The sequence below is a fragment of the Amycolatopsis acidicola genome (assembly GCF_007713735.2).
Lineage (GTDB): Bacteria > Actinomycetota > Actinomycetes > Mycobacteriales > Pseudonocardiaceae > Amycolatopsis_E > Amycolatopsis_E acidicola.
On sequence record NZ_VMNW02000019.1, the window covers coordinates 103,184 to 126,890 of the forward strand.

A 23,707-nucleotide genomic window follows, 5' to 3' on the forward strand; every position below is an offset into this window, starting at 1 on the left:
GGCCGGTGCGCCGACGTTTTTCCGTGGTGTTCACCGAATTGTTTTCGGAGATTTCCCGTGCTATCCGGTGACCCCGCTCGTGGTGATGATTCTTTGCCAGGGGCCGGGCGGTACTTCGTCGTTCTCCGCGAATCTCCAGTCCACGAGATCCGTTTCCCCGTTGAGCTCGCCGAAGCCGAGACAGCCGTTGAGCGCGGGGGAGACGTCGAGCCCGGCACCGTTGTAACGGCTGTTCGCGGGGCGGGTGTCGGTGGTGGAGAAGACGTACGCGGAGTCGTCGTAGACGCCAGGACCGGCGTCTTCGATCTGGCCGTAACAAACGCGGTCACCGCGGCGGACTTCCACCCAGCGGTTCTTCATGAGGCTCACCGACGGGTCGGTGGCCTTTCCCGCGAATTCCGGACGGCCGGCCCATGGCACCACCACGGCCCGCTCACCGAATGCGCCCGGATCATTCACGTCGTCGAAGGGCAGATCGAGGTAGAAGGGATTTTCCCGTGGGGCCAGAACGGTCGGGAAATAGCCGTTCGCGGCGGTTCTCGGTTCGGTGTCGCACCGCTCGTCCCGTTCGACGCCGTCGCAGCCTCCGTAATGGGCGAGCCACTGGGCGTCGTAGCTGGATTCGACCTGGCTGCCGTCCTCGGCGCGCGGGTCGAACACCTCGCCGACCCAGAACGTGGTCGACACGATGCGGGTGTGCCACGGGTAGGGCTCCGGGCCCGGTCCCGGTGCGGGAGCGGGCCCGGAGCAGGCGGCCACCAGGACGACGGCGGCCACCAGGAACCGGTCAGTCACCCGGAGCGGGAGCCGGGATGATCTGGCCGGGTACGCGAGGCACGGACGGTTTGGCGTGCTGGCCCCACTTGTGACTCTGCATCGGCCCCGCGATCGCCGGGGCGCTGTTGGGCACCGCCGCCGAAGCCGAGAGCGCCGCGGCCGTCGTGCCCGAGGCGAACCCGTAGTCGTCGGTGGTGAGGGTGCCGTTGGCGATCAGCGCCAGCCCGAAGCTGACCCCGACCGCGCCCGTGGGCACCGCCGGCGTGGTGAACGTGCCCTGGGTCCAGTTCGCCGCCGCGGCCAGCCACGGCCCCGACGTCCAGTAGGTCCAGAACCCGTCCGCCGTCCGGTAGTACAACGCGAACTGCGTGATGGCGGTGGACTTGTACCAGACCGAAACCGTGTAGGTCTGGCCGGCGGTCACCTTCGGCGTGCACGCCCCGAGATCGAACGTGGGCAGCAGTTTCGCGTCACCGTTGGAATACCCGGTGACGGTCAGCCGTTGCGCGGCCGTGCCGGTGTGCGCGTCGGTGGTGCGCGCCCAGGTCGGGGTGTTGGTGCCGAACCCGCCCGGCATGTAGCAGTCCGGGAACCCGGTGCCGCTGGTCGAGCTCTCCAGCGAGGTGTTCACCAGCCCGGTGTTCGTCGACGCCGGCGCGGTGACGATCGGTTTCACCGTGCCGCCGACGACCTGGTTCACCGTTTTCACCGTCGTCCCGCGGGAAGCGCGCGCGGACAGCCACGCCAGGAACTGGTCGAGCACCGTCGGGCTGATCGACAGCGAGTCGCAGCCGGTGCCCGAGCACACGTGGTGGAAGGTGAACGGCACCCAGCCGCCGGTGCGTTCGGCGTTGGTCACCGCGCTCTGCAGCTGCGCGAGCGTCCACGTGGTGTCGATCTCGTCGAGCGCCTTCACCGCGTAGGGATCCGGCGGTGGCACGGTTTCCGCGAACGGGCAGCCGGAACAGCCGTGCGCCGAGCGCAGGTCGCCGAGCCCGCGTGCGCTGTTGTAACCGCATTGCTGCGCGATGCTCTCCACGGAGCTGTTCAGCGCCGCGTACGGGTAGGCGAAGCTCGTGACCTGGTAGCCCCAGCTCGCGAGCGTGGCCCTGCCGTTGCAGATCTGCCGCCTGGCCTCGTCGGCGGGGACGGTGGTCAGATCGGGGTGGGTCACGGTGTGCCCGGCGATCTCGTTCCCGCCCGTGGACAGGGTTTGCAGGTCGGTGCGCGTGAGGTAGCCGGGCGCGCCGATGGAACCGGTGATGATGTAGAAGGTGCCCTTCATGCCGTACTTGTCGAGGATCGGCTTCGCCTGCAGCTGATCGGCGTTGCCGTCGTCGAAGGTCAGGCTGACCGCGGTCGTGGTCGCGGCGGCCGCGGGCACGGTGAACAGGCCCAGCGTCAACGAAGCCGCGGCCGCGAGCACGGCCACCCCGAAGAGTTTTCTCTTTCTTTTCATGTCATGCCACCAGAGTGTGGGCGGATCGCTTGTGCGCCGACGATAGGGCGGCGGGGCGGGGCGGCGACTCGCCCGCGGGGATGAGCGCCGCTACCGCAAGCGGCCGATCCTCATTCATTTGCGGGAGACGAATCTCGTGCAGCTGGACGACGACAGCGCTGCCGCCGCCCTATTTGCTGTGCACCGTGGACATTGCGCGCCTGTTCCTCGTCGAGGACCAGCAGTTGTTCGCCGATGTGCTCGCGGCGGGCCTGCGGGCCGTGCCCGGCGTGCGGGTGGCCGGGCACCGGCCGGCGTGCGATCCACAGCTGGCCGGTTTCCTCGGCGGGGCCCGGCCGGACGTGGTGACCGTCGAGGTCGAGCAACTCGCCGGGCGGCTGGCCACGCACGTGGGGGATTGGCGCCGCGTCGTACCGAACGCGCGGTTCGCGGCGCTGACCGGCAGCAGTGACACCGAGCTGGCCGCGGAGGCCGCGCACGCCGGGCTCGATGTGTGGATTCCCAAGGAAAGCTCCACGGAACGGCTCGTTTCGCTCGTGCGGCTCGCGTGGCACGGGCACGCCTGGTACCCACCGTCCTTGCTGGCGGCGGTGTTCACCAGGTGGCGTTCCGCGGACCTGCGCCGCGTGCAGCCGTTCGACAGCCTCAGCGAACGGGAGAACGAGGTGCTCCGTGCCGTCGTGAGCGGCGCCGGCGCACCCGAAATCGCCGTGCGGCTGCGGCTTTCCCGGCACACCGTGCGCACGCACATGCGCAACATCTTCAAGAAGCTTGACGTCCACAGTGGACTCGAACTGGTCAAGCTGGCGCGCGCCGCCGGGATCGAACCGGGTGCGCCCGCGGAATTCACCCCACCACCACGGAAAGAGTGAGTCGCCTTGACGATCCCCCGTACACCAGCAGTCGCCGTCGTGGGACTGGGCTATGTGGGCCTGCCGACCGCGCTGGCCCTGCACGAGTCCGGTGCCCGGACGACCGGACTCGACGTCAGCGCCGAACGGCTCGGCACGATCGCCTCGGGCGAGCCCGACCTCGTGGAGGCGGACCGGGAGCGCCTGTCCCGCGCCCGCGGCGACACCGGCTTCACGCTGACCACCGACCAGAGCAGCATCACCGAAGCCGACGCGGTCATCATCTGCGTGCCCACCCCGCTCGACGAGCACCTCGGCCCCGAGCTGAGCCCGTTGCGGGCGGCCTGCCGCGCCGTCGTCGAGCAGGCCCGGCTCGGCCAGGTGCTGATCCTGACCTCGACGAGTTTCGTCGGCACCACGCGGCAGTTGCTGGCGGAACCGTTGGCGGAGCGGGGTTTCACGGTGGGGGAGGACGTTTTCGTCGCGTTCAGCCCGGAGCGGATCGACCCCGGCCACCCCGAGCACACGCAGCGCGCGACTCCGCGCGTGGTGGGCGGCAGCACGTGGCGTTGTGCCGAGAAAGCGCGCGCGGTACTGGAACTGCTCACACCCTCGCTGCACGTCGTCAGCTCGGCGGAGGCGGCGGAGCTGACGAAGCTGTACGAGAACTCGTTCCGGGCCGTGAACATCGCGCTGGCCAACGAGTTCGCCGGGATCTGCGGCACGCTTTCGCTGGACCCGGTGGAAGTCACGAAGGCGGCGGCCACGAAACCCTACGGGTTCATGCCCTTCTACCCCGGCCCTGGCGTCGGCGGGCACTGCATCCCGTGTGATCCGCAGTACCTGCTGTGGCAGTTGCGCGCCGCCCGCGTCACCGCGCCACTGGTCGACAAAGCGATGACGCTGATCGCGGACCGGCCGCGGCACGTGGTCACCCGTGCGCTGGAAACGCTTTCCGCGGCCGGGCGGGGGCTCGCGGGCGCGCGCGTCGTCGTGATCGGCGTCAGCTACAAGCCCGGGGTCGCGGACCTGCGGGAGTCGTCCGCGCTCGAGATCATCACCGGCCTGCTCGCGCTCGGCGCCAAGGTCGACTACCACGATCCGATGGTCGGGCACGTGCTGCTGCGCGGCGGTCGCGTACTGGAGAACGTGCCCGAACCGCACGGCGCCGAGTGGGATCTCGCGCTCGTGCACACCGTGCATCCCGGTTACGACTACGACTGGGTGCGCCAATGCCCGATCGTGCTCGACGCCACCTACACGTTCACCGCCGCGCCCGGTCGCGCGCTCGTCTGAAAGGCCTACGACGATGCGATGTGTGGTGACCGGCGGGGCCGGTTTCATCGGCTCGTACCTGACCGAACACCTGCTGGGCCGCGGCCACGAGGTCACGGTGCTGGACGATTTCAGCACCGGCAGTGTGCGCAACCTGACTGGGGTGGCCGGGAATCCGCGGCTGCGCGTGGTCACGGGTTCGGTGTGTGACGCCGAGACCGTGGCGGCCTGCGTGGCCGGGGCGGACGCCGTCTACCACCTGGCCGCCGCGGTGGGGGTGTTCACGATCCTCGACCGGACGCTGGGAAGCCTGCGCACCAACCTGACCGGCACCGAGACCGTGCTGACCGAGGCCGGCCGGGCGGGCGCGCGGGTGCTGGTCGCGTCGACCAGCGAGGTCTACGGCAAGAACACCAAGCCGGGCCTGCGTGAGGACGACGACCGCGTGCTCGGCTCCCCGCTGAAGAACCGGTGGTCCTACGCCGAGGCGAAAGCGCTCGACGAGACCTTCGCCCACCTGCACGCCGTCGAACACGGGCTGCGGATGGTCATCGTGCGGCTGTTCAACACCGTCGGCCCGCGCCAGAGCGGGCGCTACGGAATGGTGGTGCCGCGCTTCGTCGACCAGGCGCTCGCGGGCGAGCCGCTGACGGTGTTCGGCACCGGGCGGCAGTCGAGGTGCTTCTGCCACGTGCTCGACATCGTGCCCGCGCTGGTCATGCTGCTCGAAGACGAGAGCGCGCACGGCACGGTCTACAACCTCGGCAACCCGGAACCGGTCACGATCGAGCAGCTCGCACAGGCGGTGCTCACCAGGACGGGATCGGCGGCCGGGATCGTGCACGTCCCCTACGCCGAGGCCTACGGGCCGGGTTACGAGGACATGGAACGCCGGATTCCCGACTGCACCAGGGCTTTCCAGGCGATCGGGTTCCGGCCCGCGCGGCGGCTCGCCGACATCCTGGACAGCGTGCTGGCGGAACGACGGGCGGCCGTGGTGAACAGATGACCTACTACGCGCCACCCGGCCCGCGCCGGGGTCCGATCGCGCTGCTGCTGGCCTGTGAACTGCTGGCGGTGACGCTGCTGCCGGACTCCGGCGCGGGCGCGTCGTCGGCGATCCACACGATCGCGTCGACGCCGTACTGGAACATCAGGGGCGGCACGGATTCCGTGCTCGCGCACCCCGACGAGCTGACCGAGGCCTCGCCCTGGCTCTACGGCCTGGACGAGCGCGGGAACGTGGTGCTGCAACAAGGTCAGGCGCGCACGGACGGCGCGGCGCAGATCGCGCGGCTGCGCGACGCCGGGATCGAGGTCACCCCGACGATCGCGAACGTGTCGGACGGGCACTGGCAGTCGGCGCTGGTGTCCCGGATCCTGCACGACCCCGAAGCGGCGCGCCGGCACGTGACCGACGTCGTGGCGCTCGTCGAGCGTGAGCGGTACACGGGGATCGACATCGACTACGAGGAGCTGACGGGCGCGGACCGTGACGCATTCAGCGGGTTCGTGACGCAGCTCGCCGACGCGCTGCACGCGAACGGGAAACGGCTCTCCGTGGACGTTTTCGCGAAGACCACCGACGCCGGTTACGACCAGCGGAACCAGGCACAGGACTACGCCGCGCTGGGCCGCGCGGCGGATCAGGTGCGGCTGATGGCCTACGACTACCACTGGCAGACCTCGGCTCCCGGCCCGATCGCGCCCGTGTCGTGGGTGCGTTCGGTGCTGGAGTACGCCGTGACGCAGATCCCGCGCGCCAAGATCGTGCTCGGCATCCCGCTCTACGGCTACGACTGGGTGGGCCATGACGGCACCCCGGTCAGCTGGCTGCAGGTGTACGGCCGGTCGCGGGAGTTCCAGGCGCAGGTCGAATGGGACGGCGTGAGCGAATCGCCGCATCTGACCTATGTGGACGGTCAGCAGGTGCGGCACGAGCTGTGGTTCGAGAACGCCTACAGCGCGTCGGCGAAGCTCGATCTGGCGCGGGAGTTCCGGATCGGCGGGGTGTTCCTGTGGATGTTCGGGCCCGAGGACGATCTCATCTGGGCGAAGCTGGGGCAGCACTGGTACCTGGCCGGGCGCGGGCGCCGGGAGTCGTCGTGATCCCGGTCTTCCTGCTCGCGATCTTCCTCTTCGGCGTGAACTTCACGGTGTGGGGCACGGCAGGGTTGCTGCGCGCGATCGAACGGCGGCTGGGCCCGCATCCGCCGGAACCGCCGGGGCCGTGGCCGGAGCGGGATTTCGACGTGCCTTCGTGCCAGGTCAGCCTCAGCGAGGTCGCGGTGCTGATGGCGGCGCACGACGAGGAGGTGGTGATCGCGGACTCGCTGGCCGCCATCACCGCGCTCGTGCCGGCGGAAAACGTGTACGTGGTGTCGGACGGCTCGACCGACCGCACGGTGGAAATCGCGATGCGCCAAGGGGTTCACGTCGCCGAGACCCCGCACAACGTGGGCAAGGCCGGCGCGTTGCAGGAAGGCGTGCGGCGGTTCGTGCTGGCCGAGCGCTACGGCGCGGTGCTGTTGCTGGACGCGGACACCCGTCTGGACCCGGGCTACTTCGCCGCGGCGCTGCCGGAGTTCGACGACCCCGACGTGGTGGCCGTGGCCGGATGCGCGGTGACCGACTGGAGCTCGTCCCGGCGTGGCGCGGCGGCGTTCCTGCTGACCGCGCACCGGTCGCGGGTCTACGCGCTGCTGCAGCGGCTGCTGAAGTTCGGGCAGACCTGGCGCCACACCAACGCGACCTACATCGTGCCCGGGTTCGCGAGCCTGTACCGCGGCCGCGTGCTGCCGCGGATCGACATCAACCCGCCGGGGCTGGTGATCGAGGACTTCAACATGACCTTCGAGGTGTACCGGCGGCGGCTCGGGAAGGTCGGGTTCTCGCTCGGCGCGCGGGCGCTGACCCAGGATCCGGACGTCTGGCGCGACTACGTCCGGCAGACCCGCCGGTGGGCGCTCGGGTTCTGGCAGACCGTGCGGCGGTTCCGGCCGGGGTGGAACCTGTTCTCGGTGATGTTGTTGTGCTACATCACGGAAATGGTGCTGGCGAGCGTGCTGCTGATCCTGTTGCCGGTGATGGTCTTGGTGCTCTCGCTGCCGGATCTGGTGCCGCCGCTGGGCACCGTGCCCGGTCTCGCCGAGGCGTATCACGGGGTGCACCAGTACCTGTCGCTCAGCACGATCGGCCTCGGCGTCCTCCTGCCGGACGTGGTGCTGACGGTGGCCGTCGCCGCAGTGGAACGCCGGGGCCGGTACCTGCTGGCGGCGCCGTTCCTGTTGCCACTGCGGGTGCTCGACGCGGTGATCGGGCTCGCCGCCATCCCGCTCGCGTGGCGGGCGCGGTCCACCGGCCGCTGGAAGAGCCCGTCGCGGCGGGGCGCGGACGTCGTGCGTGCCGGAGCGGCGGCGGACTGATGACCGCCCAGAGTCCGATGTGGACGGTGTTACCGGTCTCGGTGGTGATGGTCGGCGTGGGTGCGTGCGGAGCCGCCGGGCTGCTGCCGTCACCGAGGCTGGCGTTGCTCGTCTCCTCGGCCGCTGGGCTTGCGTGGTACTGCCTGCGCACGTTGGCCGGTGCGTCTGCCAGGGTCGGTGCGATCCTGGACGAGGAGCTTACGCGGCGGGACGAGGATTGACCGTTCAGAGCAGGCGTCGTTGGGTCACGTCGGCGATTACCGCGCGCACCACGGCTTCCACGGCTTCGGTGTCCGGGTTTTCGTCGGCGAAGAGCAGATGGCCGGCGCCGATGAGTGCGAGCGCGAGCGAGTGCGCGTCGGTGTCGGGGGCGATGCGGCCGAGTTCGCATTCGTCGGTGAGATAGCCGGAGATCATCGCCGTGGCCTCGGTGAGGACCGGGATACCGGGGCCACCCAGGCGCGCTCGCAACTCGTCGCGGAAGACGACGAGGGCGACGATGCCGACGGCCACCGGGTCGAAGACGTTCAGCAGCGCGTCGGTCAGGTTGCCCTCGACGGTGCCGGTGCCCGCCGAGCCGCGCAGGGCCGCGGACTGGCCGCCGACCCGGGCGACGCGGTCGCGCACCAGCTCGGCGAGGAACGCGTCGAAGTCCGTGAAATGCTTGTGCAGCACGCCTTTCGCGCAGTCCGCCTCGGTGGTGACGGCGCGGCTCGTCAGCGCGCTCGGCCCGTCCCGGCGCAGGATGCGCTCGGCGGCGTCGAACAGTTGCTGGCGCGCGTCGCGAAGGTGGACCCCTGTCGGCATACGGTCCATTCTCCTTTTCGCTCAGCGCGAACCGGCGGCCGGTTGGATAGTGGGCGCTTGCCCACTAAAGTGGGCGCATGACCACTTTACCGCCGTCCCCCGAACCGCACCGGGCCAGACGGATGGCCGAGTCGTTCGGCACGGACGCCGAACGCTACGACCGCACGCGCGCCCCCTATCCCGATGCGCTGGTGAAACGCATCGTCGAGGCCAGTCCCGGCCCGGACGTGCTCGACGTCGGCTGCGGCACCGGTATCGAGGCCCGTCAGCTTCAGGCCGCCGGCTGCCGCGTGCTCGGCGTCGACCCCGACGAGCGGATGGCGGAGTTCGCGCGCCGCAAGGGAACCGAGGTCGAGGTGGCGACTTTCGAGGACTGGGACCCGCTCCGCCGCACCTTCGACGCCGTCGTCGCCGGGCAGGCGTGGCACTGGGTCGACCCCGTCGCCGGTCCGGCGAAAGCGGCGAAGCTGCTGCGGCCCGGTGGGCTGGTGTGCCTGTTCGCGCACGTCTACGAGCCGCCGCCCGAAGTCGGGGCTGCGCTCAAGTCCGCGTTCCGCCGCGTGCTGCCCGATGCGCTGTTCAACGCTGTGTCTTCGCGGAGCACGGCGGAGATCTACGAGGCGATGTTCGCCAAGTTCGGCGAAGGTCTCGGCCAGGCGGTCGGCGAGCCCGAGCAGTGGTCCTTCGAATGGGAAGGCCGCTACACCCGGGACGAGTGGCTGGATTTCCTGCCCACCACGGGCGGCCTCACCCGCGTCACGCCCGCGCAACTGGCCGACATCCTGGGCGAAGTGGGCGCGGCCGTCGACAGCATCGGCGGCAGCTTCACGATGCCGTTCGTCACGCGGGCCGTAGCGGCGGTGGCCAGGTGACGGGCAGCGAGCGCACGCCGCGGATCACGCCGTAGGTCAGCTCCGGCACGAAATCCGGTGGCAGCCGGAACTCGGGGATCGCCGCGAGGAGTTCTTCGCAGATCACGCGCAGCTGCATCCGGGCCAGGTGCAGGCCGATGCAGCGGTGCGGGCCCGCGCCCCAGCCGAGGTGCCGCACCCGGCCGCGGTCGAGGCGGAAGCTCGCGCCGTCGGGGAAATGGTCCTCGTCGCGGTTGCCCGAGCCCCAGGTGAGCAGGAGCCGATCGCCCGGCGACAGGCCGACGCCGTTGAGCCTGGTCTCCGCGCGCACAGTGCGTCCGGTGGCCGCGACGGCGGACTCGAAGCGCACGCTTTCCTCGACCAGCGCGGGGATCAACGCCGGATCCGCCGCCACGCGGGCGCGGAGTTCGTGGTCACGCGCCAGGACGAGCAAGGTGCTCGCGAGCTGATCCGTGGTCGTCAGGTTGCCTGCCGCGATCAGCAGCAGCACGAACTTCAGCAGCTCCCGGTCGCTCGCTTCGTGCCCGTCGATCGGCGTGTTGACGACCGACGCGAGCAGCCCTCCGTCGTCGGGCCTGCCTCGGCGTTCCCGGATCAGCTCCAGCACGAACCCGGCGTAGGCGCGGCCCTCGGCTTCGCCGCCGAAGGTGGCGGCGCGCACCGTGGCCGCCAGCTCCGGGCGCCGTGCTTCGGGCAGGCCGAGGAGGGCGCCGACCACGAGCAGCGGGATCCGCGCGGCGATCTCGGCGACGAAGTCCGCGCGGCCTTCGGGAACGAGGCGCGTGACGATCTCGCGGGAGAGCCCGCGAACATAGGGCTCGAGCCGGGCCGACGCGGGTGGCGAGAAGAATTGCCGGAGATGGCGCCGCCAAGCCAATTGCGGAGCGCCGTCGCGTTCGAACAAAGGGGCCAGCACTTCCGCCGTCTCCGGAACCACGACCGCGGCGCCGTGTTCGGCGGCCGAGCTGAAAACAGTTCCGTCGCGCGCGACGTGGCGGATGTCGTCGTGCCGGGTCACGACGAACATCCCGCCGTTCGCCGAGGTACGGGACACCGGGCGCTGCTCGCGCATGGTCCCGAGAATCTCGTGCACGTGCTGCGCTATCGCCGGATCGAGGTGATCGAAGGTGGACGCGGTCAGCTCCACGGCAGTCCCTTTCCCCCAGGTGGCCGCATATTCGGAAACCGCGATCCAGTAAGCGGAAAAACGCGGGATTTCGCAAGACAGGTCACGAATTCCCGCGCTGATCTCGCCCGGTCGGGCGAGATCAGTGTTCGATTTCCCGGCGGAGTGGCCCCCTCGCGTCACGGACGGCGACCATGACCGGGGTCACGCCGTGTTCCACGATCCGGAATGCGCCTTGGTGCCGGCGGGCCCGATCCCATACCTTGGTAGGTGGCCGAGAGGCGCTGCAACGGACCTGGGTCCGCCACGCTCGGCCGGCAACGACTGCGAACAAGGGCGCCTCCCAAGACACGGGAGGTTGCTGGTGGACGCGAAAGCCGGGCTGCGGGAGATCCTGGACAGCAGGGTCGCGGTGCTCGACGGCGCCTGGGGCACCATGCTGCAGGGCGCCGGGCTCGCCCCGGAGGACTACCGCGGCGAGGCGGTCGAGGGGCACGACCGCGACGTGACCGGCGACCCGGACCTGCTCAACCTCACCAGGCCGGACGTCATCCTCGACGTGCACCGTCAGTACCTCGCCGCGGGCGCGGACATCACCACCACCAACACCTTCACCGCCACCAGTATCGGCCAGGCCGACTACGGCCTGCAGCACCTCGTCCGTGAGATGAACGTGCGCGGCGCGCGCCTCGCCCGGCAGGCGGCGGACGAGGCCGGCGGGAAGTTCGTCGCGGGCTCGATCGGGCCGCTCAACGTCACGCTCTCGCTGTCGCCGAAGGTCGACGAGCCCGCCTATCGCGCGGTGACCTACGACCAGGTCCGCGAGGCGTACGCGGAGCAGATCGCCGCGCTCGCCGAGGGCGGCGTGGACCTGCTCCTGATCGAGACGATCTTCGATACGCTCAACGCGAAGGCCGCCATCACCGCCGCCCGCGAAGTCGCTCCACATCTGCCGTTGTGGATTTCGGTGACCATCGTCGACCTGTCCGGGCGCACGCTGTCCGGGCAGACCGTGGAAGCCTTCTGGAGCGCGATCGAGCACGCGGCCCCGTTCGTCGTCGGCGTCAACTGCTCCTTGGGCGCAGCCGAAATGCGTCCGCACGTCGAGCAGCTGGCCAAGCTCGCGGGCACCTACGTCGCCTGTCACCCGAACGCCGGGCTGCCCAACGCGTTCGGCGGCTACGACCAGACCCCGGCCGAGACCGGCCGGATGCTCGCCGAGTTCGCGGGCGCCGGGATGGTCAACATCGTCGGCGGCTGCTGCGGCACCGGGCCCGAGCACATCGGCGAGATCGCCCGCGCGGTGGCCGGCGCCGCGCCGCGCGAAGTCCCGCCGAAGCGCACCCACACCCGGTTCAGCGGGCTGGAGCCGTTCGAGATCGGCGCCGACACCGGGTTCGTGATGATCGGCGAGCGCACCAACGTCACCGGCTCGGCCAGGTTCCGCAGGCTCATCGAGGCCGACGACTACCAGGCCGCCGTCGACGTGGCGCTCGACCAGGTGCGCGGCGGGGCGAACCTGCTCGACGTGAACATGGACGCCGATCTGCTCGAAAGCGAGCAGGCGATGACCACGTTCCTGAACCTGATCGCGACCGAGCCCGAGGTCGCCCGGATCCCGATCATGGTGGACAGCTCGCGGTGGAGCGTGCTGGAGGCCGGGCTGAAATGCGTGCAGGGCAAGGGAGTCGTCAACTCCATCAGCCTCAAGGAAGGCGAGGAGACGTTCCTGCGCCACGCGCGCCGCGTCCGCGACTACGGCGCCGGGGTCGTCGTGATGGCCTTCGACGAGCTGGGCCAGGCCGACACCGCGGACCGCAAGGTGGACATCTGCGCCCGCGCCTACGACCTGCTGACCAAGGAAGTCGGTTTCCCGGCCGAGGACATCGTGTTCGACCCGAACGTGCTCGCCGTCGCCACCGGCATCAGCGAGCACAACGGGTACGCCAAGGCTTTCCTCGAAGCGCTGCCGAGGATCAAGGAGCGCTGCCCCGGCGCGCGCACCAGCGGCGGCATCTCGAACCTGTCGTTTTCCTTCCGTGGCAACGATGTCGTGCGCGAGGCGATGCATTCGGCGTTCCTGTTCCACGCGGTGCGCGCGGGGCTGGACATGGGCATCGTCAACGCCGGGCAGCTCGCCGTGTACCAGGACATCCCGGCGGAGCTGCTGGAACTGGTCGAAGACGTGCTGTTCGACCGCCGCGAAGATGCCACCGACCGGTTGGTCGAGTACGCCGAAACCGTGCGCGGCAAGGGACGCAAGCGCGTTGTCGACCTGTCGTGGCGTGAGGCCCCGGTGGAGGAGCGGCTGCGGCACGCGCTCGTGCACGGGATCGTCGACTACATCGAGGACGACACCGAGGAAGCGCGGCAGCTGCGCGCGCGGCCGCTCGAGGTGATCGAGGGCCCGTTGATGGACGGCATGAAGACGGTCGGCGACCTGTTCGGCTCGGGCAAGATGTTCCTGCCGCAGGTGGTCAAGAGCGCGCGCGTGATGAAGCGTTCGGTGGCGTACCTGGAACCGTTCATGGAGGCGGAGAAGGAGCGGGCGCGGCAGGCCGGCACGCTGGAGGACGAGCGCGGCCAGGGCAAGATCGTGCTCGCCACGGTGAAGGGCGACGTGCACGACATCGGCAAGAACATCGTCGGGGTCGTGCTGGGCTGCAACAACTACGCGGTGGTCGACCTCGGCGTGATGGTGCCCGCGGCGAAGATCCTGGACACCGCCGTCGCCGAAAACGCCGACGCCATCGGGCTTTCCGGGCTGATCACGCCGTCGCTGGACGAGATGGTCAACGTGGCGTCGGAGATGCAGCGGCGCGGGCTGAAGATCCCGCTGCTGATCGGCGGGGCCACCACGTCGAAACAGCACACCGCGGTGCGCATCGCCCCGTCGTACGAGAAGACGACGGTGCACGTGCTCGACGCCTCGCGGGTGGTCGGCGTGGTGTCGGACCTGCTCGACGCCGACCGGGCCGCCGCGCTGGACAAGACCAACCGCGAGGACCAGGAACGCCTGCGGGAACAGCACGCGAGCAAGCAGCGCCGTCCGATGCTGAGCCTGGAGGAGGCGCGCGCGAACCCGGAGCGGGTTTCGTTCGACGACCTGCCGGTGCCGTCGTTCACCGGGGTGCGCACGTCTACGCCGACGCTGACCGAGCTACGCGAGATGATCGACTGGCAGTTCCTGTTCCTGGCCTGGGAGCTGAAGGGGAAGTACCCGGCGATCCTGGACCAGCCGGTCGCGCGCGAGCTGTTCGACGACGCGAACACGTTGCTGGACCAGATCATCGCGGACGAAAGCCTGTCCGCCAGCGGCGCCTACGGTTTCTGGCCCGCGCACAGCGAGGGCGACGACATCGTGCTGGGCAACGGCGTGCGGTTCCCGATGCTGCGGCAGCAGACGTCCAAACCGGACGGCCGGGCGAACCGTTGCCTGGCGGATTACGTTGCCCCGCAAGGTGATCACCTCGGCGGGTTCGCGGTGACCGTGCACGGCGCGGAGAAACTGGCGCGGTACTACGAGGAGCGGAACGACGACTACCGGGCGATCATGGTCAAGGCGCTGGCCGACCGGCTCGCCGAGGCCTTCGCGGAGTACATCCACCTGGAGGCGCGGCGCGAGTGGTTCGAGCCGGATGCGCGGCCGCTGCTGGCGGACCTGCACGCCGAGCGCTTCCGCGGGATCCGGCCGGCGCTGGGGTACCCGGCGAGCCCGGACCACAGCCAGAAGCGGGAGCTGTTCGAGTTGCTGGGCGCGGAGTCGCTGGGGATCGGGCTGACGGAGTCGTACGCGATGACCCCGGCGGCGAGCGTCAGCGGGCTGATCTTCGCGCACCCGGACTCGCGGTACTTCACCGTCGGCAGGCTGGGGCGGGACCAGGTCGAGGACTACGCGGGCCGCTGCGGCGTCGCGGTCCGGGAAGTGGAGAAGTGGCTGCGCCCGAACCTCGACTACGAGCCCGAGGCGTGAGCGAGCGGAGGGAAAACCGCGACGAAGCGGGCTCCCGCGTCGTCGACGAGGTGCGGGCCGCCGGTGGCTGCGCGGCCGGAACGGGCGCCGTAAGCAGCACGACCGAGCTTAAGCCGGAAGGCGCCACGGCCTTCTGTGGCGAGTACAAGGATGCGTTCAACGAGCGGAACTGCGTCCTCCTCGCCGCGCGGGGCAACCTCATGACGGCTGTCTCGTTGGACGTGTCAGGTACAGATGCCGCGGACGTGCGCCGCCGGGCCGACGCCGCCTTCGAGGGCGTCGCCGCGGCGCTGGCGCGTTCCTGACTGGAACATGTTCGCCGGAACGACCGCTGACCCCTTGCCATCTCGACGTGTCTACGCTTGACTGAAACTAGAACCTGTTCTATATCGGGTCCCGGCGCGGGACGAGTGCAGGTAGGCAACGTCGAACATGGAGGTGGGCAACGATGCGAACCCGTGCGGCCGCGCTGCTCGATCAGCCGGGCAAGTGGCAGATCGTGGACGTCGAACTGGACGAACCGGCCGCGAACGAGGTGCGGGTCCGGTTCCACGCAGCCGGACTGTGCCACTCCGACGACCACGCGACGACGGGGGACATGCCGACCCCCCACCTCCCGCTGATCGGCGGGCACGAGGGCGCGGGGATCGTCGAGGCGGTCGGTCCCGGGGTGCGCAACCTGGCCGTCGGCGACCACGTGGTCGCCCAGTTCGTCCCGTCCTGCGGCCGGTGCGAGGCCTGCTCGTCGGGCCGCGGCAACCTGTGTGACCTCGGCATGTACGCGCTCACCGGGTCGATGACCGACGGCACCTACCGTGCGCACATCGACGGCAAGGACGCCGCGCAGATGACGATGGTCGGCACCTTCGCCCAGCAGGCGATCGTGCCGGAGTTCTCGCTCACGAAGATCGACGACGACATCCCCTTCCACCACGCGGCGCTGCTGTCCTGCGGCGTGCCGACCGGCTGGGGCTCGGCCGAGTACGCGGCGGAGGTCAAGGGCGGCGACGTCGTCCTCGTCGTGGGCATCGGTGGCGTCGGCATCAACGCCGTGCAGGGCGCGAGCACGCGCGGCGCGGCGTACGTGATCGCGGTGGACCCGGTCGCCTTCAAACGCGAGAAGGCGCTCGAACTCGGTGCCACGCATGCGTTCGCGACCATCGACGAGGCAGCCGACTTCGCCCGCTCGGTCACCAACGGCCAGGGCGCGCACTCGGCGATCGTCACGGTCGGCGTCACCACGGGCGACCACGTGGCGCAGGCGATCAACGCGGTCGGCAAGTTCGGCACCGTCGTCGTGACCGGCATCGGCAACGCCGCCGACGAGGGCCTGCCGACCAACCTGTGGGCGCTGTCGATGATGCAGAAGCGCATCCAGGGCACCATTTTCGGGATGGGCACGCCGTCGTACGAGATCACCCGGCTCGCCCGGCTCTACAAGGCGGGCAAGCTCAAGCTCGGCGAACTGGTCACCACCCAGTACAAGCTGGAGGACATCAACCAGGCCTACGCCGACATGCACGCGGGCCGCAACATCAGGGGAGTCATCCTGCACGACGTGTGAGCCGCCCCGGCGGCCGCGGTTCAGTCCCGCCGCGGCCGCCGGATGCAGGCCACCACGACAACCCCCACCGCGACGATGCCGGCCAGCGCGAGCAGCCCGTACCACATGCCGTCGCTGAACGCGGTGCGCGCGGCCTCCGCGAGCCGGCCGCCTGCCGGGCCGGAGCGTTCCGCCACGGCCAGCGCGCCCGCCAGCGAGCCGTCCGCGATTTCCTTGACATCACGGGGAAGGGCGTTCGTCGCCGAGGCGATGGACGACGTGTAGGTCGAAGTCAGCACGCTCCCGGCGAGCGCGATGCCCAGCGCCGCGCCGATTTCCCGGGTCGCGTCGTTCACCGCCGAAGCCACGCCGTACTTGTCCGGCGGCACGTTGTCCAGGATCCCCGTGGTGGCCGCCGGGGAGGACAGCCCGAACCCGCCGCCCAGGATCCCGACCGCGATGGCGAGCGACAGGTAGCTGCTGTGCGGCCCCAGCAGGCCGAGCAGCACGATCCCGAAGGCGATGATCCCGAGCGCGGCACACGTCACCGCGCGCAGCCCGAACCGCCGCGCGAGTGGCGCCGACAGCATCGACATCGGGAACAGCGACACCGCGATCGGCCACAGCACCAGCCCGGACTTCAGCGGTGTGTAGCCCTGGACGAGCTGAAGGTATTGCGCCAGCGCGAAAAGCGCGCCGAACGCGGCGGTGAACTGCACGGTGACCGACACCGCGCCGGTCGCGAAAGCCGGGTTGCCGAACAGCCGGACGTCGAGCAGCGGCGCGTCCTGACGCCACTCGTACCACGCGAAAGCCGCGCCCAGCAGCACTCCGGCGACGATCGCGCCGAGCACGACCCAGCTCGACCAGCCGAGGTCCGCGGCGCGCAAAATCCCGAACACCAGCGCGCCGATCGCCAGCGCGCTCAACGCCGCGCCCGCGGTGTCGAACCGGCGGGGTGTCCGTTCCTGCGAAGTCGGCACGGTGAAACAGCCGGCGGCCATCAGCAGGGCCAGCACCGCGGGGCCCACGAACACCGAATGCCACGAGAAATGCTGCAGCAGCAGGCCCGCGAGGACCAGCCCGCCCAGCCCGCCGACCCCGGCTACGGCCGCCCAGATGCCGATCGCGCGGCCGCGCTGTTCCGGCGGGAAACTCGCGTTGATGATCGACAGCGTGGCGGGCATGATCATCGCCGCGCCGAGCCCGGTCACGGCCCTGGCCCCGATGAGCGCCACCGCGGAGGTGGTGAACAACGGTGCCGCGCAGCTGAACGCGAACACCACCAGCCCGGTGATCAGCACCCCGCGCCGCCCGTGCCGGTCGCCCAGCGCGCCCGCCGGCAGCACGAGCGCGGCGAGCACGAGCGTGTACACGTCGACGATCCAGGTCTGCTGCGCCTGGCTCGCGCCGGTCTGCGCGGCCATCGAGGGGAGGGCGGTGTTGACGATCGTGACCATCGCGATGACGAGGCCGACCGCCGAGCACATCAGCCCGACCGTCCACGCCCGGCGCGCCGTGGAAAGGGCCGGGGCCGCCGCGGGTGGGGAACTTACCGACATGCCACCTCGCTTCATCGAGAAGGCGTGGACGAGAAACGAAACCATTAGTATCGTAGCAGGACTGGCAGTCCTGAATCTCTTTCCGACCCTGGGTGAGGGAGAATCCGGTGGTGATGACGCCCCGTAGCCAGGATCCGCGGCTGGACCGCTCGCGCTCGGCGATCCTCTCCGCCGCGGTCGAGCTGCTGTCCGAGGGCGGGTTCAAACAGGTCACCATCGACGCGGTCACCGCGCGCAGCGGTGTCGCCAGGTCCACGCTGTACCGGCATTTCCGCAACAACACCGAGCTGCTCGCCGCCGCGTTCCAGGAACTGCTGCCCCCGCTGAAGCTGCCGGAGGCGAGCGCGCCGCCGCGAGACCGGCTGCTGCGGTTGCTGCTGGCGCAGGCGGAACAGATCGAGAACGCGCCGACGACGGCGGCGGTGGTGTGGCTGGCCACGATCGGCTACTCCGCGGACGCGCCCGACCGCGCCGAGCAGAGCAGGCTCCAGGCGCTGCGCGAGCACATCATGGACAACTACCGCGGCCCGTTCAACGCCGTGCTCGCGGAATGCCTGCCGTCACCGTCCGAAAGCGACATCGACGCGGCGGCCGCGCAACTGGTCGGGCCGCTGCTGTTCAACACGCTGATCACGCGGCGCCCCAACGACGAGGAGTTCTGCGCCCGGCTCGTGGACGACTACCTGGCGGGCTCGGCGCGGTAGCGAGTCCAAATCTGCTGCTCTTGACCCGATTTCGCTGATGGTGGCACGTTGTCCGGGTGGATCTCCTGCCCGAAGACGCCGATCGTGCCACCCTGCTCGCGCGGGTATTCGACCCGGTGGCGGGCGGCCCCTGCGTGGCCGCGGTCCGCGGCGAACAGGTGGTGGACCTGACGGCGCTGGCGCCGACGGTGGCGGATCTGCTCGAGCGCGAGGACGCGGCCGAGCTCGTGCGGTCCGCGGAGTGCAGCCGCGCGTGGCCGCTCGCGGAGCTGGCCGAGGGCGGGCTTTTCCTTGCGCCCATTGACCTTCAGGTGATCAAGGCGGCCGGGGTCACGTTCGTGCGGAGCATGCTGGAGCGCGTGATCGAGGAGCGCGCGGCGGGAGACCCGTTGCGTGCGGAGGAAATTCGCACGCGCATCGGCGAGGTGGTGCGCGGCCGGATCTCCCGGCTGCGGCCCGGTTCCGAGGAAGCCGCGCGGGTCAAGGAACTCCTTGTGGCGGAAGGGCTCTGGTCGCAGTACCTGGAAGTCGGGATCGGCCCGGATCCGGAGATCTTCACCAAGGCCCCGGTGCTTTCCGCGGTCGGCACCGGCGCGGAGATCGGCGTGCTCGCCCGCTCCACCTGGAACAACCCGGAGCCCGAGCTGGTCCTGGCGGTGACGTCGGCGGGTGTGCCCGTCGCCGCCACGCTCGGCAACGACGTGAACCTGCGTGACTTCGAGGGCCGCAGCGCGCTGTTGCTGACCGAGGCGAAGGACAACAACTCCTCCTGCGCGATCGGCCCGTTCCTGCGCCTGTTCGACGAGCACTACACGCTCGACGACGCGCGGCGCACCGAGATTTCCCTCGACATCACCGGCACCGACGGGTTCGAGCTGCACGGGTCCAGCGCGGTGAGCGAGATCAGCCGGGACGTCACCGAGCTGATTTCGCACGCCTTCGGGCCGCACCACCGCTATCCGGACGGATTCGTGCTGTTCACCGGCACGATGTTCGCCCCGACCGAGGACCGCGACACCCCGGGCCAGGGCTTCACGCACAAACCCGGCGACGTCGTGCGCATTTCGGCGCCCGCGCTCGGCGCGCTCGTCAACACCGTGACGACGGCGGAGAAAGCCCCGGACTGGGAGTTCGGCATCCGCGCTCTGATGCGCAACCTCGCCGCCCGGGGACTGCGCTAACCCTGCCAGCGCAACAGATATCGCTCGATCCGCCCGAACACCCAGCTCACCAGGGTCGCGAGCACCACGAGCAGGATCAGCACGGCGAACACGGAACCGATCTGGAACTCCGTGCTGTAGCGGACGATGTCCTGCCCGAGCCCCTCCTTCGCGGCGATCATCTCGCTGCCGATCACGCCGAGGATGGCGTACGTGATCCCGAGCCGCAGCCCCGCGAAGATCGTCGGAATCGCCGACGGCAGCACGACCTTCGCGAGCATCTTGCCGCCGCGCAGGCCGATCACGCGCGCCATCGTCAGCTGGTCCTGCTCCAGCCCCTTCACCGCCGAACGCGCGTTCTCCACCAGGATGAAGAACACGATCGACACGCCGAGCACGACCTTCGAGGTGTTCGTCAGGCCGAACCACGCGACGAACAGCGGGGCCAGCGCGATCCGCGGCACGGTGTTGACCGGCACCAGGAACGGGCTGACCACCTTGTCCAGGAACGGGCTCCAGCCCAGCACGAGGCCGAACGCGATGCCCAGCACCGAACCGATGACGAAGCTTTCGGCGACCGCGAGCGTGGTGGAGCCCAGCGAGGACGCCAGCTCGTCCGAGGAGAGGTAGTCCACCAGCGCTTCCCAGATCCCGCTCGGGCTGCTGACGAACATCGGGTTCACCCAGCCGTTGCGCGCCGCCGCCTCCCATAGCGCGAGGAAGCCCACCAGCAGCACCACCTGGGTGGTCAGCACGAGCGGCCGGGACTCCGCGGCGCGGCGGCGTGGCCGGGAAACCCGGGGCGGGGCAACGGTTTCCGTGGTCATGACGCTCCCTTTCCACTCACCGCGACCGCACCTTCGAGATGCGCGAAGAGCTCGGCCTGGATCTCGCGGAACTGCTCGGTGAAGATGATCTCCTCGAGCACGTCGGCCCGCGGCCGGGGCAGCTCGACGGTCAGATCGACGGCGATCCGCCCGGGGCTGGGCAGCATCACGATCACCCGGTCGGCCATCAGCGCCGCTTCCTGAAGATCGTGCGTGACCAGGAAAACCGTGCGCCGGGTGCCCTCGGTGGTCTCCCAGATGCGGAGGAACTCCGCCTGCATGTGCAGCCTCGTGCGGGCGTCGAGCGCGGCGAACGGCTCGTCCATCAGCAGCAGGCGCGGGTCGGCCGCGAGCGTGCGGGCGAGTGCCACGCGCTGCCGCATTCCCTGGGACAGCTGGGCCGGGTACTGGTGTTCGCGACCGCCGAGGCCGACGAGCCCCAGCATCCGTTCCGCCATCTCCTTGCGTGCCCGGCGCGGCAAACCGCGCGCCTCCAACGGAAGCTGGACGTTGCGCACGGCCGAGCGCCAGGGGAGCAGCGCGTCCCTGGCGAACATGAAGCCGAGGTCGTAGTTGGGGCAGCGCGGTGCTTTCCCTGACAGCGCAACGGTTCCGCTCGTCGGCTCGACCAGTCCGGCCGCCATGTTCAGCAGCGTGGTCTTGCCGCAGCCGCTGGCGCCGACGACCGCGATGAACTGCCCCTCCGGGACGTCGAACGAGACGTCCCGGAGCGCCAGCGTCGGCGAGGCGCCGAATTTCTGGGTTATGTCACGGAAACTGAGCAGGGTGTCGCTCATGGTCGCGGCCCTTTCAGGAGCTCAGCTTGACCGCGCCGGCGAACGTCACCGGCGGCTGCGCTTTGAGCACGCCCGCGCGGGTCAGCCCGTCGATGGTCTTCTGCATGGCGTCGGCGGTGATGTCGGCGTCGAGCACGGTCAGGTGCTCGCGGATCGCGGCAACACCGGCGGCGGAGGTCTTCTTGCCCACCGCGTCGGAAACCAGACCGTCCACTGTGGAACTGTTCTTCGGGTCCTGCAGGTAGGCGTACGCCTGCTTCATCGCCGAGCAGAAGGCCGCGGACTCCTTCGGGTGCTGCTCGACCCACGAGCGGCGGGCCTGCCAGACGCCGCCGATCAGCTGGTAGTTCGGGGCGCTGTCGGAAAGATAGGCCAGTTCGGTGACCTGGCCGTCGGCGAGCATCGGCTCCACGGTGGGAGTCACGACCATCGCGGCGTCCACGCGCTTCGCCGTCAGCGCGGCCTGCGCCGAGGCGCCGGTGCCGATGTTGATCAGGCTGTAGTCGCCGGTCTTGAGCCCCGCGCCGGCGAGGGTTTCCACCAGCAGGTTGGCGGTGCCGGTGCCGACGGCGACCGGGATGCCGACGGTCTTCCCGCGAAGTCCCTGCAGCACCTGGTCGGCGGTCGCGCCGGTTTTCGTGCTGGGCAGCGTGGATCCGGCCGGGGCGACGAGCGCGGTCGGGGTGAACTTGTTGCCACCACAGGCTATCGTGACGTCCTGGTTCTCCTGCACCGCGGCGAGCGCCTGGGACGGCGAGGACGCGCCGTACTCCACGGTGTTGCTCGCCAGCAGCTGGTTCGCGCCCATGCCGCCGGACACTTCGTCGACGGAAACGTCGATGCCCGCGGCCTTGAAGTAGCCCTGGTCCTGTGCGGCCTGCAGCGGGACGCCCCAGATCGTGCCCGGTACGAGCATCACCCGGACCGTGTCCCCGCTCGCGGCGCCGGAACCGCCGCTGGTGCCGCAGCCTGCCATGAGCAGTGCGGCGAGCGAAGCCCCCAGAGTCAGCTTCCACCTGTCACGCATGAGGTGTCTCCATTGTGAGTCGGACTGCCGTAGTCAGATTGGGACGTATCATATGCATGAATTCGGAAACCGGTCAACGACGGGAAAAAGTAACGATCCCGACGCGCTCCGTTGTCCACTGTGGATCATGCACGCGAAAACGCCCCGCCACCGTGAGTGGTGGCGGGGCGTGCGCTGGGCGGGAAGGGGTCAGTCCTTCCAGGTGATCGGCTCGGTGAGCATCCGGCTGTGGCGCTTCTTCAGGAACGTCAGCAGCGCGAGCATCTGCTCCTTCATCAGCCGCTCGGCCTCCTCGCGATCGCCGGCCGCGATGGCCGTGGCGATCGCTTCGTGGATGTCGACGGTCAGTTTGCGTTGCTTCAACGGGTAGTCGACGCCCGACCCGTTGCCGTCGAGGATGTCGAACAGCGCGGTGAACAGCATGCCGAAGATCGCGTTGCCCGAGCCCTGCGCGATCCGCATGTGGAACTCGCGGGTCTGGGCGCGGAACGCCGACTGGTCGTTCAGCTGCTCGCGCTCGACCCGGACGACCTCGGCCAGCTCCTTGGCCTCTTCCTCGTCCATCCGCTCCGCCGCGAGCCGGGCCATGCTGGGCTCCAGCGCGACCCGTGCCTCGATGACCGTCTGGAACGGCGCCTGCTGGAACTGGAGCAGCAGGCGCAGCGACGTGGTGAGCGCGCCGGGGTCCGGGTGCTGGACGATGGGGCCGCCGCTCGGGCCGGGCTTGAGGGTGAGCACGCCCTGCAACTCCAGGAACCGCAGGGATTCTCGCAGCGTGCCGCGCCCGACGTCGTACTCCTCGAGCATCACGCGCTCGGGCGGGAGCTTGTCGCCTGCCTGGTTGCCGCGGCGGTGGATGTCCTCGACGATCCGTTCGGCGACCAGCAGCGCCGTCTTTTTCGGGCGTGCCGATGGGTTCATGCTGGTTTCTCCCTAGTGCGGCTGGGGACTGCCGATGATAACGATATCCATCGATTGGCTCCCGACGTGGTGTTTTCGCGCCAAGTCGGCCCGCGTGTTCCTCCTCCATCGTTGCGCCTGCCCGGGCCTTGTGCCTATATTTAGTATAACGATTGTCATTGAGGAACGGTGGGTCATGAGGGCTTGGCAGTTCGAACGCGTCGGATCACCGCTGGTCCTCGCGGAGGTGCCGCCGCCGAGGCCCGCCGCGGACGAGGTGCTCATCGACATCAAGGCGGCCGGGCTGTGCCACACCGACGTCGGGATTCTGCACGAGCCGAAGTGGTCCGAGCGGATCGGCCCGTTCCCGCTGACGCTCGGGCACGAGCTGGCCGGGGTGATCACCGAGGTCGGCGCCGACGTCACCGGCTACGCGGTGGGCGACCGGGTGGGCGTTTTCCCGGCAGGGCGGACGCGGCCGGGCATCAGCCGGGACGGCGGCTATTCCTTCCAGTGCACGGCCTTGCCCGAGGACCTCGTGCCGGTGCCCGAGGGCGTGACGTTCGAGCAGGCCGCGCTGGGCACCGACGCGGGGCGCGCGGCGTACCGCGCGGTGGTCGAT

General features: G+C 69.9%; 22 protein-coding genes and 1 riboswitch. Of the genes, 13 read left to right on the forward strand and 9 right to left on the reverse strand.

Features of this window, described 5'->3' with window-relative positions:
- Positions 1-60 precede the first annotated feature (60 nt).
- Together FPZ12_RS16005 and FPZ12_RS45595 are read right to left on the reverse strand one after the other, a co-directional pair.
- Entirely contained in the window at positions 61-795 is a 735-nt protein-coding gene (locus FPZ12_RS16005; RefSeq protein WP_144753876.1) for a hypothetical protein, read from the reverse strand.
- Positions 788-2,236 carry a polysaccharide deacetylase family protein gene (locus FPZ12_RS45595; RefSeq protein WP_166462761.1) on the reverse strand — a complete coding sequence of 483 codons (1,449 nt, stop codon included), beginning with the start codon at positions 2,234-2,236 and terminating at the stop codon, positions 788-790. Before FPZ12_RS45595 ends, FPZ12_RS16005 begins: the two co-directional genes overlap by 8 nt.
- A 185-nt stretch (positions 2,237-2,421) precedes the next feature.
- Here FPZ12_RS45595 and FPZ12_RS16020 point away from each other — a divergent pair, with 185 nt between their 5' ends.
- The 6 genes from FPZ12_RS16020 to FPZ12_RS16045 are packed head-to-tail and all read left to right on the forward strand — an operon-like array spanning position 2,422 to position 8,008.
- Positions 2,422-3,108 carry a response regulator transcription factor gene (locus FPZ12_RS16020; protein WP_166462762.1) on the forward strand — a complete coding sequence of 229 codons (687 nt, stop codon included), beginning with the start codon at positions 2,422-2,424 and terminating at the stop codon, positions 3,106-3,108.
- Positions 3,109-3,114: 6 nt separating this feature from the next.
- The gene (locus tag FPZ12_RS16025; protein ID WP_208025862.1) at positions 3,115-4,383 is read left to right on the forward strand and encodes a nucleotide sugar dehydrogenase; all 1,269 of its coding nucleotides are present in this window, start codon (positions 3,115-3,117) and stop codon (positions 4,381-4,383) included.
- A 13-nt stretch (positions 4,384-4,396) separates the two neighbouring features.
- Positions 4,397-5,371 carry an NAD-dependent epimerase/dehydratase family protein gene (locus FPZ12_RS16030; protein ID WP_144753882.1) on the forward strand — a complete coding sequence of 325 codons (975 nt, stop codon included), beginning with the start codon at positions 4,397-4,399 and terminating at the stop codon, positions 5,369-5,371.
- Complete coding sequence (locus tag FPZ12_RS16035; protein WP_144753885.1) at positions 5,368-6,471, forward strand: glycosyl hydrolase family 18 protein; 1,104 nt, start codon at positions 5,368-5,370, stop codon at positions 6,469-6,471. The genes FPZ12_RS16030 and FPZ12_RS16035 overlap by 4 nt, the downstream gene beginning before the upstream one ends.
- Positions 6,468-7,787 (forward strand): glycosyltransferase family 2 protein, encoded by a 1,320-nt coding sequence (locus FPZ12_RS16040; RefSeq protein WP_243769871.1) that lies wholly within the window; start codon positions 6,468-6,470, stop codon positions 7,785-7,787. The genes FPZ12_RS16035 and FPZ12_RS16040 overlap by 4 nt, the downstream gene beginning before the upstream one ends.
- Positions 7,787-8,008, forward strand: coding sequence for a hypothetical protein (locus FPZ12_RS16045; RefSeq protein WP_144753888.1), 222 nt, complete (start codon positions 7,787-7,789; stop codon positions 8,006-8,008). The genes FPZ12_RS16040 and FPZ12_RS16045 overlap by 1 nt, the downstream gene beginning before the upstream one ends.
- 4 nt (positions 8,009-8,012) lie before the next feature.
- On the opposite strand, the gene FPZ12_RS16050 is transcribed toward FPZ12_RS16045, so the two are convergent.
- Positions 8,013-8,594, reverse strand: coding sequence for a TetR/AcrR family transcriptional regulator (locus tag FPZ12_RS16050; protein WP_144753892.1), 582 nt, complete (start codon positions 8,592-8,594; stop codon positions 8,013-8,015).
- Between the two features lie 122 nt (positions 8,595-8,716).
- Between FPZ12_RS16050 and FPZ12_RS16055 the strand changes: the two genes are divergently transcribed.
- A complete protein-coding gene (locus tag FPZ12_RS16055; RefSeq protein WP_144753927.1) occupies positions 8,717-9,466 on the forward strand; it encodes a class I SAM-dependent methyltransferase in 750 nt (249 codons plus the stop codon).
- On the opposite strand, the gene FPZ12_RS16060 is transcribed toward FPZ12_RS16055, so the two are convergent.
- Entirely contained in the window at positions 9,435-10,613 is a 1,179-nt protein-coding gene (locus FPZ12_RS16060) for a cytochrome P450 (protein WP_243769872.1), read from the reverse strand. The genes FPZ12_RS16055 and FPZ12_RS16060 overlap by 32 nt on opposite strands.
- 249 nt (positions 10,614-10,862) lie before the next feature.
- A riboswitch (S-adenosyl-L-homocysteine riboswitch) is annotated at positions 10,863-10,941 on the forward strand.
- Between the two features lie 15 nt (positions 10,942-10,956).
- Here FPZ12_RS16060 and metH point away from each other — a divergent pair.
- From metH to FPZ12_RS16075, 3 genes are all read left to right on the forward strand, one after another.
- A complete protein-coding gene (metH, locus tag FPZ12_RS16065) occupies positions 10,957-14,565 on the forward strand; it encodes a methionine synthase (RefSeq protein ID WP_166462763.1) in 3,609 nt (1,202 codons plus the stop codon).
- Positions 14,562-14,870: a hypothetical protein gene (locus FPZ12_RS16070; RefSeq protein ID WP_144753898.1), complete on the forward strand. Its 309-nt coding sequence runs from the start codon at positions 14,562-14,564 to the stop codon at positions 14,868-14,870. Before metH ends, FPZ12_RS16070 begins: the two co-directional genes overlap by 4 nt.
- Before the next feature lie 143 nt (positions 14,871-15,013).
- Entirely contained in the window at positions 15,014-16,129 is a 1,116-nt protein-coding gene (locus tag FPZ12_RS16075) for an NDMA-dependent alcohol dehydrogenase (protein WP_144753901.1), read from the forward strand.
- Positions 16,130-16,149: 20 nt separating this feature from the next.
- Here the strand turns inward: FPZ12_RS16075 and FPZ12_RS16080 are convergent, their stop codons facing one another.
- Positions 16,150-17,670: an MFS transporter gene (locus FPZ12_RS16080; RefSeq protein WP_144753904.1), complete on the reverse strand. Its 1,521-nt coding sequence runs from the start codon at positions 17,668-17,670 to the stop codon at positions 16,150-16,152.
- 113 nt (positions 17,671-17,783) lie between these two features.
- On the opposite strand from FPZ12_RS16080, the gene FPZ12_RS16085 reads away from it, so the two are divergent.
- Positions 17,784-18,374, forward strand: a complete 591-nt coding sequence (locus FPZ12_RS16085; RefSeq protein WP_144753933.1) for a TetR/AcrR family transcriptional regulator — start codon at positions 17,784-17,786, stop codon at positions 18,372-18,374.
- A 56-nt stretch (positions 18,375-18,430) separates the two neighbouring features.
- A complete protein-coding gene (locus tag FPZ12_RS16090) occupies positions 18,431-19,555 on the forward strand; it encodes a fumarylacetoacetate hydrolase family protein (RefSeq protein ID WP_144753907.1) in 1,125 nt (374 codons plus the stop codon).
- Here FPZ12_RS16090 and FPZ12_RS16095 read toward each other — a convergent pair.
- From FPZ12_RS16095 to FPZ12_RS16110, 4 genes are all read right to left on the reverse strand, one after another.
- Positions 19,552-20,361: an ABC transporter permease gene (locus tag FPZ12_RS16095; RefSeq protein WP_144753909.1), complete on the reverse strand. Its 810-nt coding sequence runs from the start codon at positions 20,359-20,361 to the stop codon at positions 19,552-19,554. The genes FPZ12_RS16090 and FPZ12_RS16095 overlap by 4 nt on opposite strands.
- Positions 20,358-21,158 carry an ABC transporter ATP-binding protein gene (locus FPZ12_RS16100; RefSeq protein WP_144753912.1) on the reverse strand — a complete coding sequence of 267 codons (801 nt, stop codon included), beginning with the start codon at positions 21,156-21,158 and terminating at the stop codon, positions 20,358-20,360. The genes FPZ12_RS16095 and FPZ12_RS16100 overlap by 4 nt, the downstream gene beginning before the upstream one ends.
- Positions 21,159-21,171: 13 nt before the next feature.
- Entirely contained in the window at positions 21,172-22,185 is a 1,014-nt protein-coding gene (locus FPZ12_RS16105; protein WP_144753915.1) for an ABC transporter substrate-binding protein, read from the reverse strand.
- A gap of 189 nt (positions 22,186-22,374) precedes the next feature.
- A complete protein-coding gene (locus FPZ12_RS16110; RefSeq protein WP_144753918.1) occupies positions 22,375-23,106 on the reverse strand; it encodes a FadR/GntR family transcriptional regulator in 732 nt (243 codons plus the stop codon).
- A 175-nt stretch (positions 23,107-23,281) separates the two neighbouring features.
- On the opposite strand from FPZ12_RS16110, the gene FPZ12_RS46855 reads away from it, so the two are divergent.
- Positions 23,282-23,707 (forward strand): alcohol dehydrogenase catalytic domain-containing protein (locus FPZ12_RS46855; protein ID WP_166462764.1); only part of this gene is annotated, 426 nt, incomplete at its 3' end.

Coding starts and splice junctions, on each gene's coding strand:
- FPZ12_RS45595 (WP_166462761.1), bottom strand. CDS start 2,236: ATGAAAAGAAAGAGAAAACTCTTCGGGGTGGCCGTGCTCGCGGCCGCG.
- FPZ12_RS16030 (WP_144753882.1), top strand. CDS start 4,397: ATGCGATGTGTGGTGACCGGCGGGGCCGGTTTCATCGGCTCGTACCTG.
- FPZ12_RS16035 (WP_144753885.1), top strand. CDS start 5,368: ATGACCTACTACGCGCCACCCGGCCCGCGCCGGGGTCCGATCGCGCTG.
- FPZ12_RS16045 (WP_144753888.1), top strand. CDS start 7,787: ATGACCGCCCAGAGTCCGATGTGGACGGTGTTACCGGTCTCGGTGGTG.
- FPZ12_RS16050 (WP_144753892.1), bottom strand. CDS start 8,594: ATGCCGACAGGGGTCCACCTTCGCGACGCGCGCCAGCAACTGTTCGAC.
- FPZ12_RS16055 (WP_144753927.1), top strand. CDS start 8,717: ATGGCCGAGTCGTTCGGCACGGACGCCGAACGCTACGACCGCACGCGC.
- FPZ12_RS16075 (WP_144753901.1), top strand. CDS start 15,014: ATGCGAACCCGTGCGGCCGCGCTGCTCGATCAGCCGGGCAAGTGGCAG.
- FPZ12_RS16080 (WP_144753904.1), bottom strand. CDS start 17,670: ATGTCGGTAAGTTCCCCACCCGCGGCGGCCCCGGCCCTTTCCACGGCG.
- FPZ12_RS16085 (WP_144753933.1), top strand. CDS start 17,784: ATGACGCCCCGTAGCCAGGATCCGCGGCTGGACCGCTCGCGCTCGGCG.
- FPZ12_RS16095 (WP_144753909.1), bottom strand. CDS start 20,361: ATGACCACGGAAACCGTTGCCCCGCCCCGGGTTTCCCGGCCACGCCGC.
- FPZ12_RS16100 (WP_144753912.1), bottom strand. CDS start 21,158: ATGAGCGACACCCTGCTCAGTTTCCGTGACATAACCCAGAAATTCGGC.
- FPZ12_RS16105 (WP_144753915.1), bottom strand. CDS start 22,185: ATGCGTGACAGGTGGAAGCTGACTCTGGGGGCTTCGCTCGCCGCACTG.
- FPZ12_RS16110 (WP_144753918.1), bottom strand. CDS start 23,106: ATGAACCCATCGGCACGCCCGAAAAAGACGGCGCTGCTGGTCGCCGAA.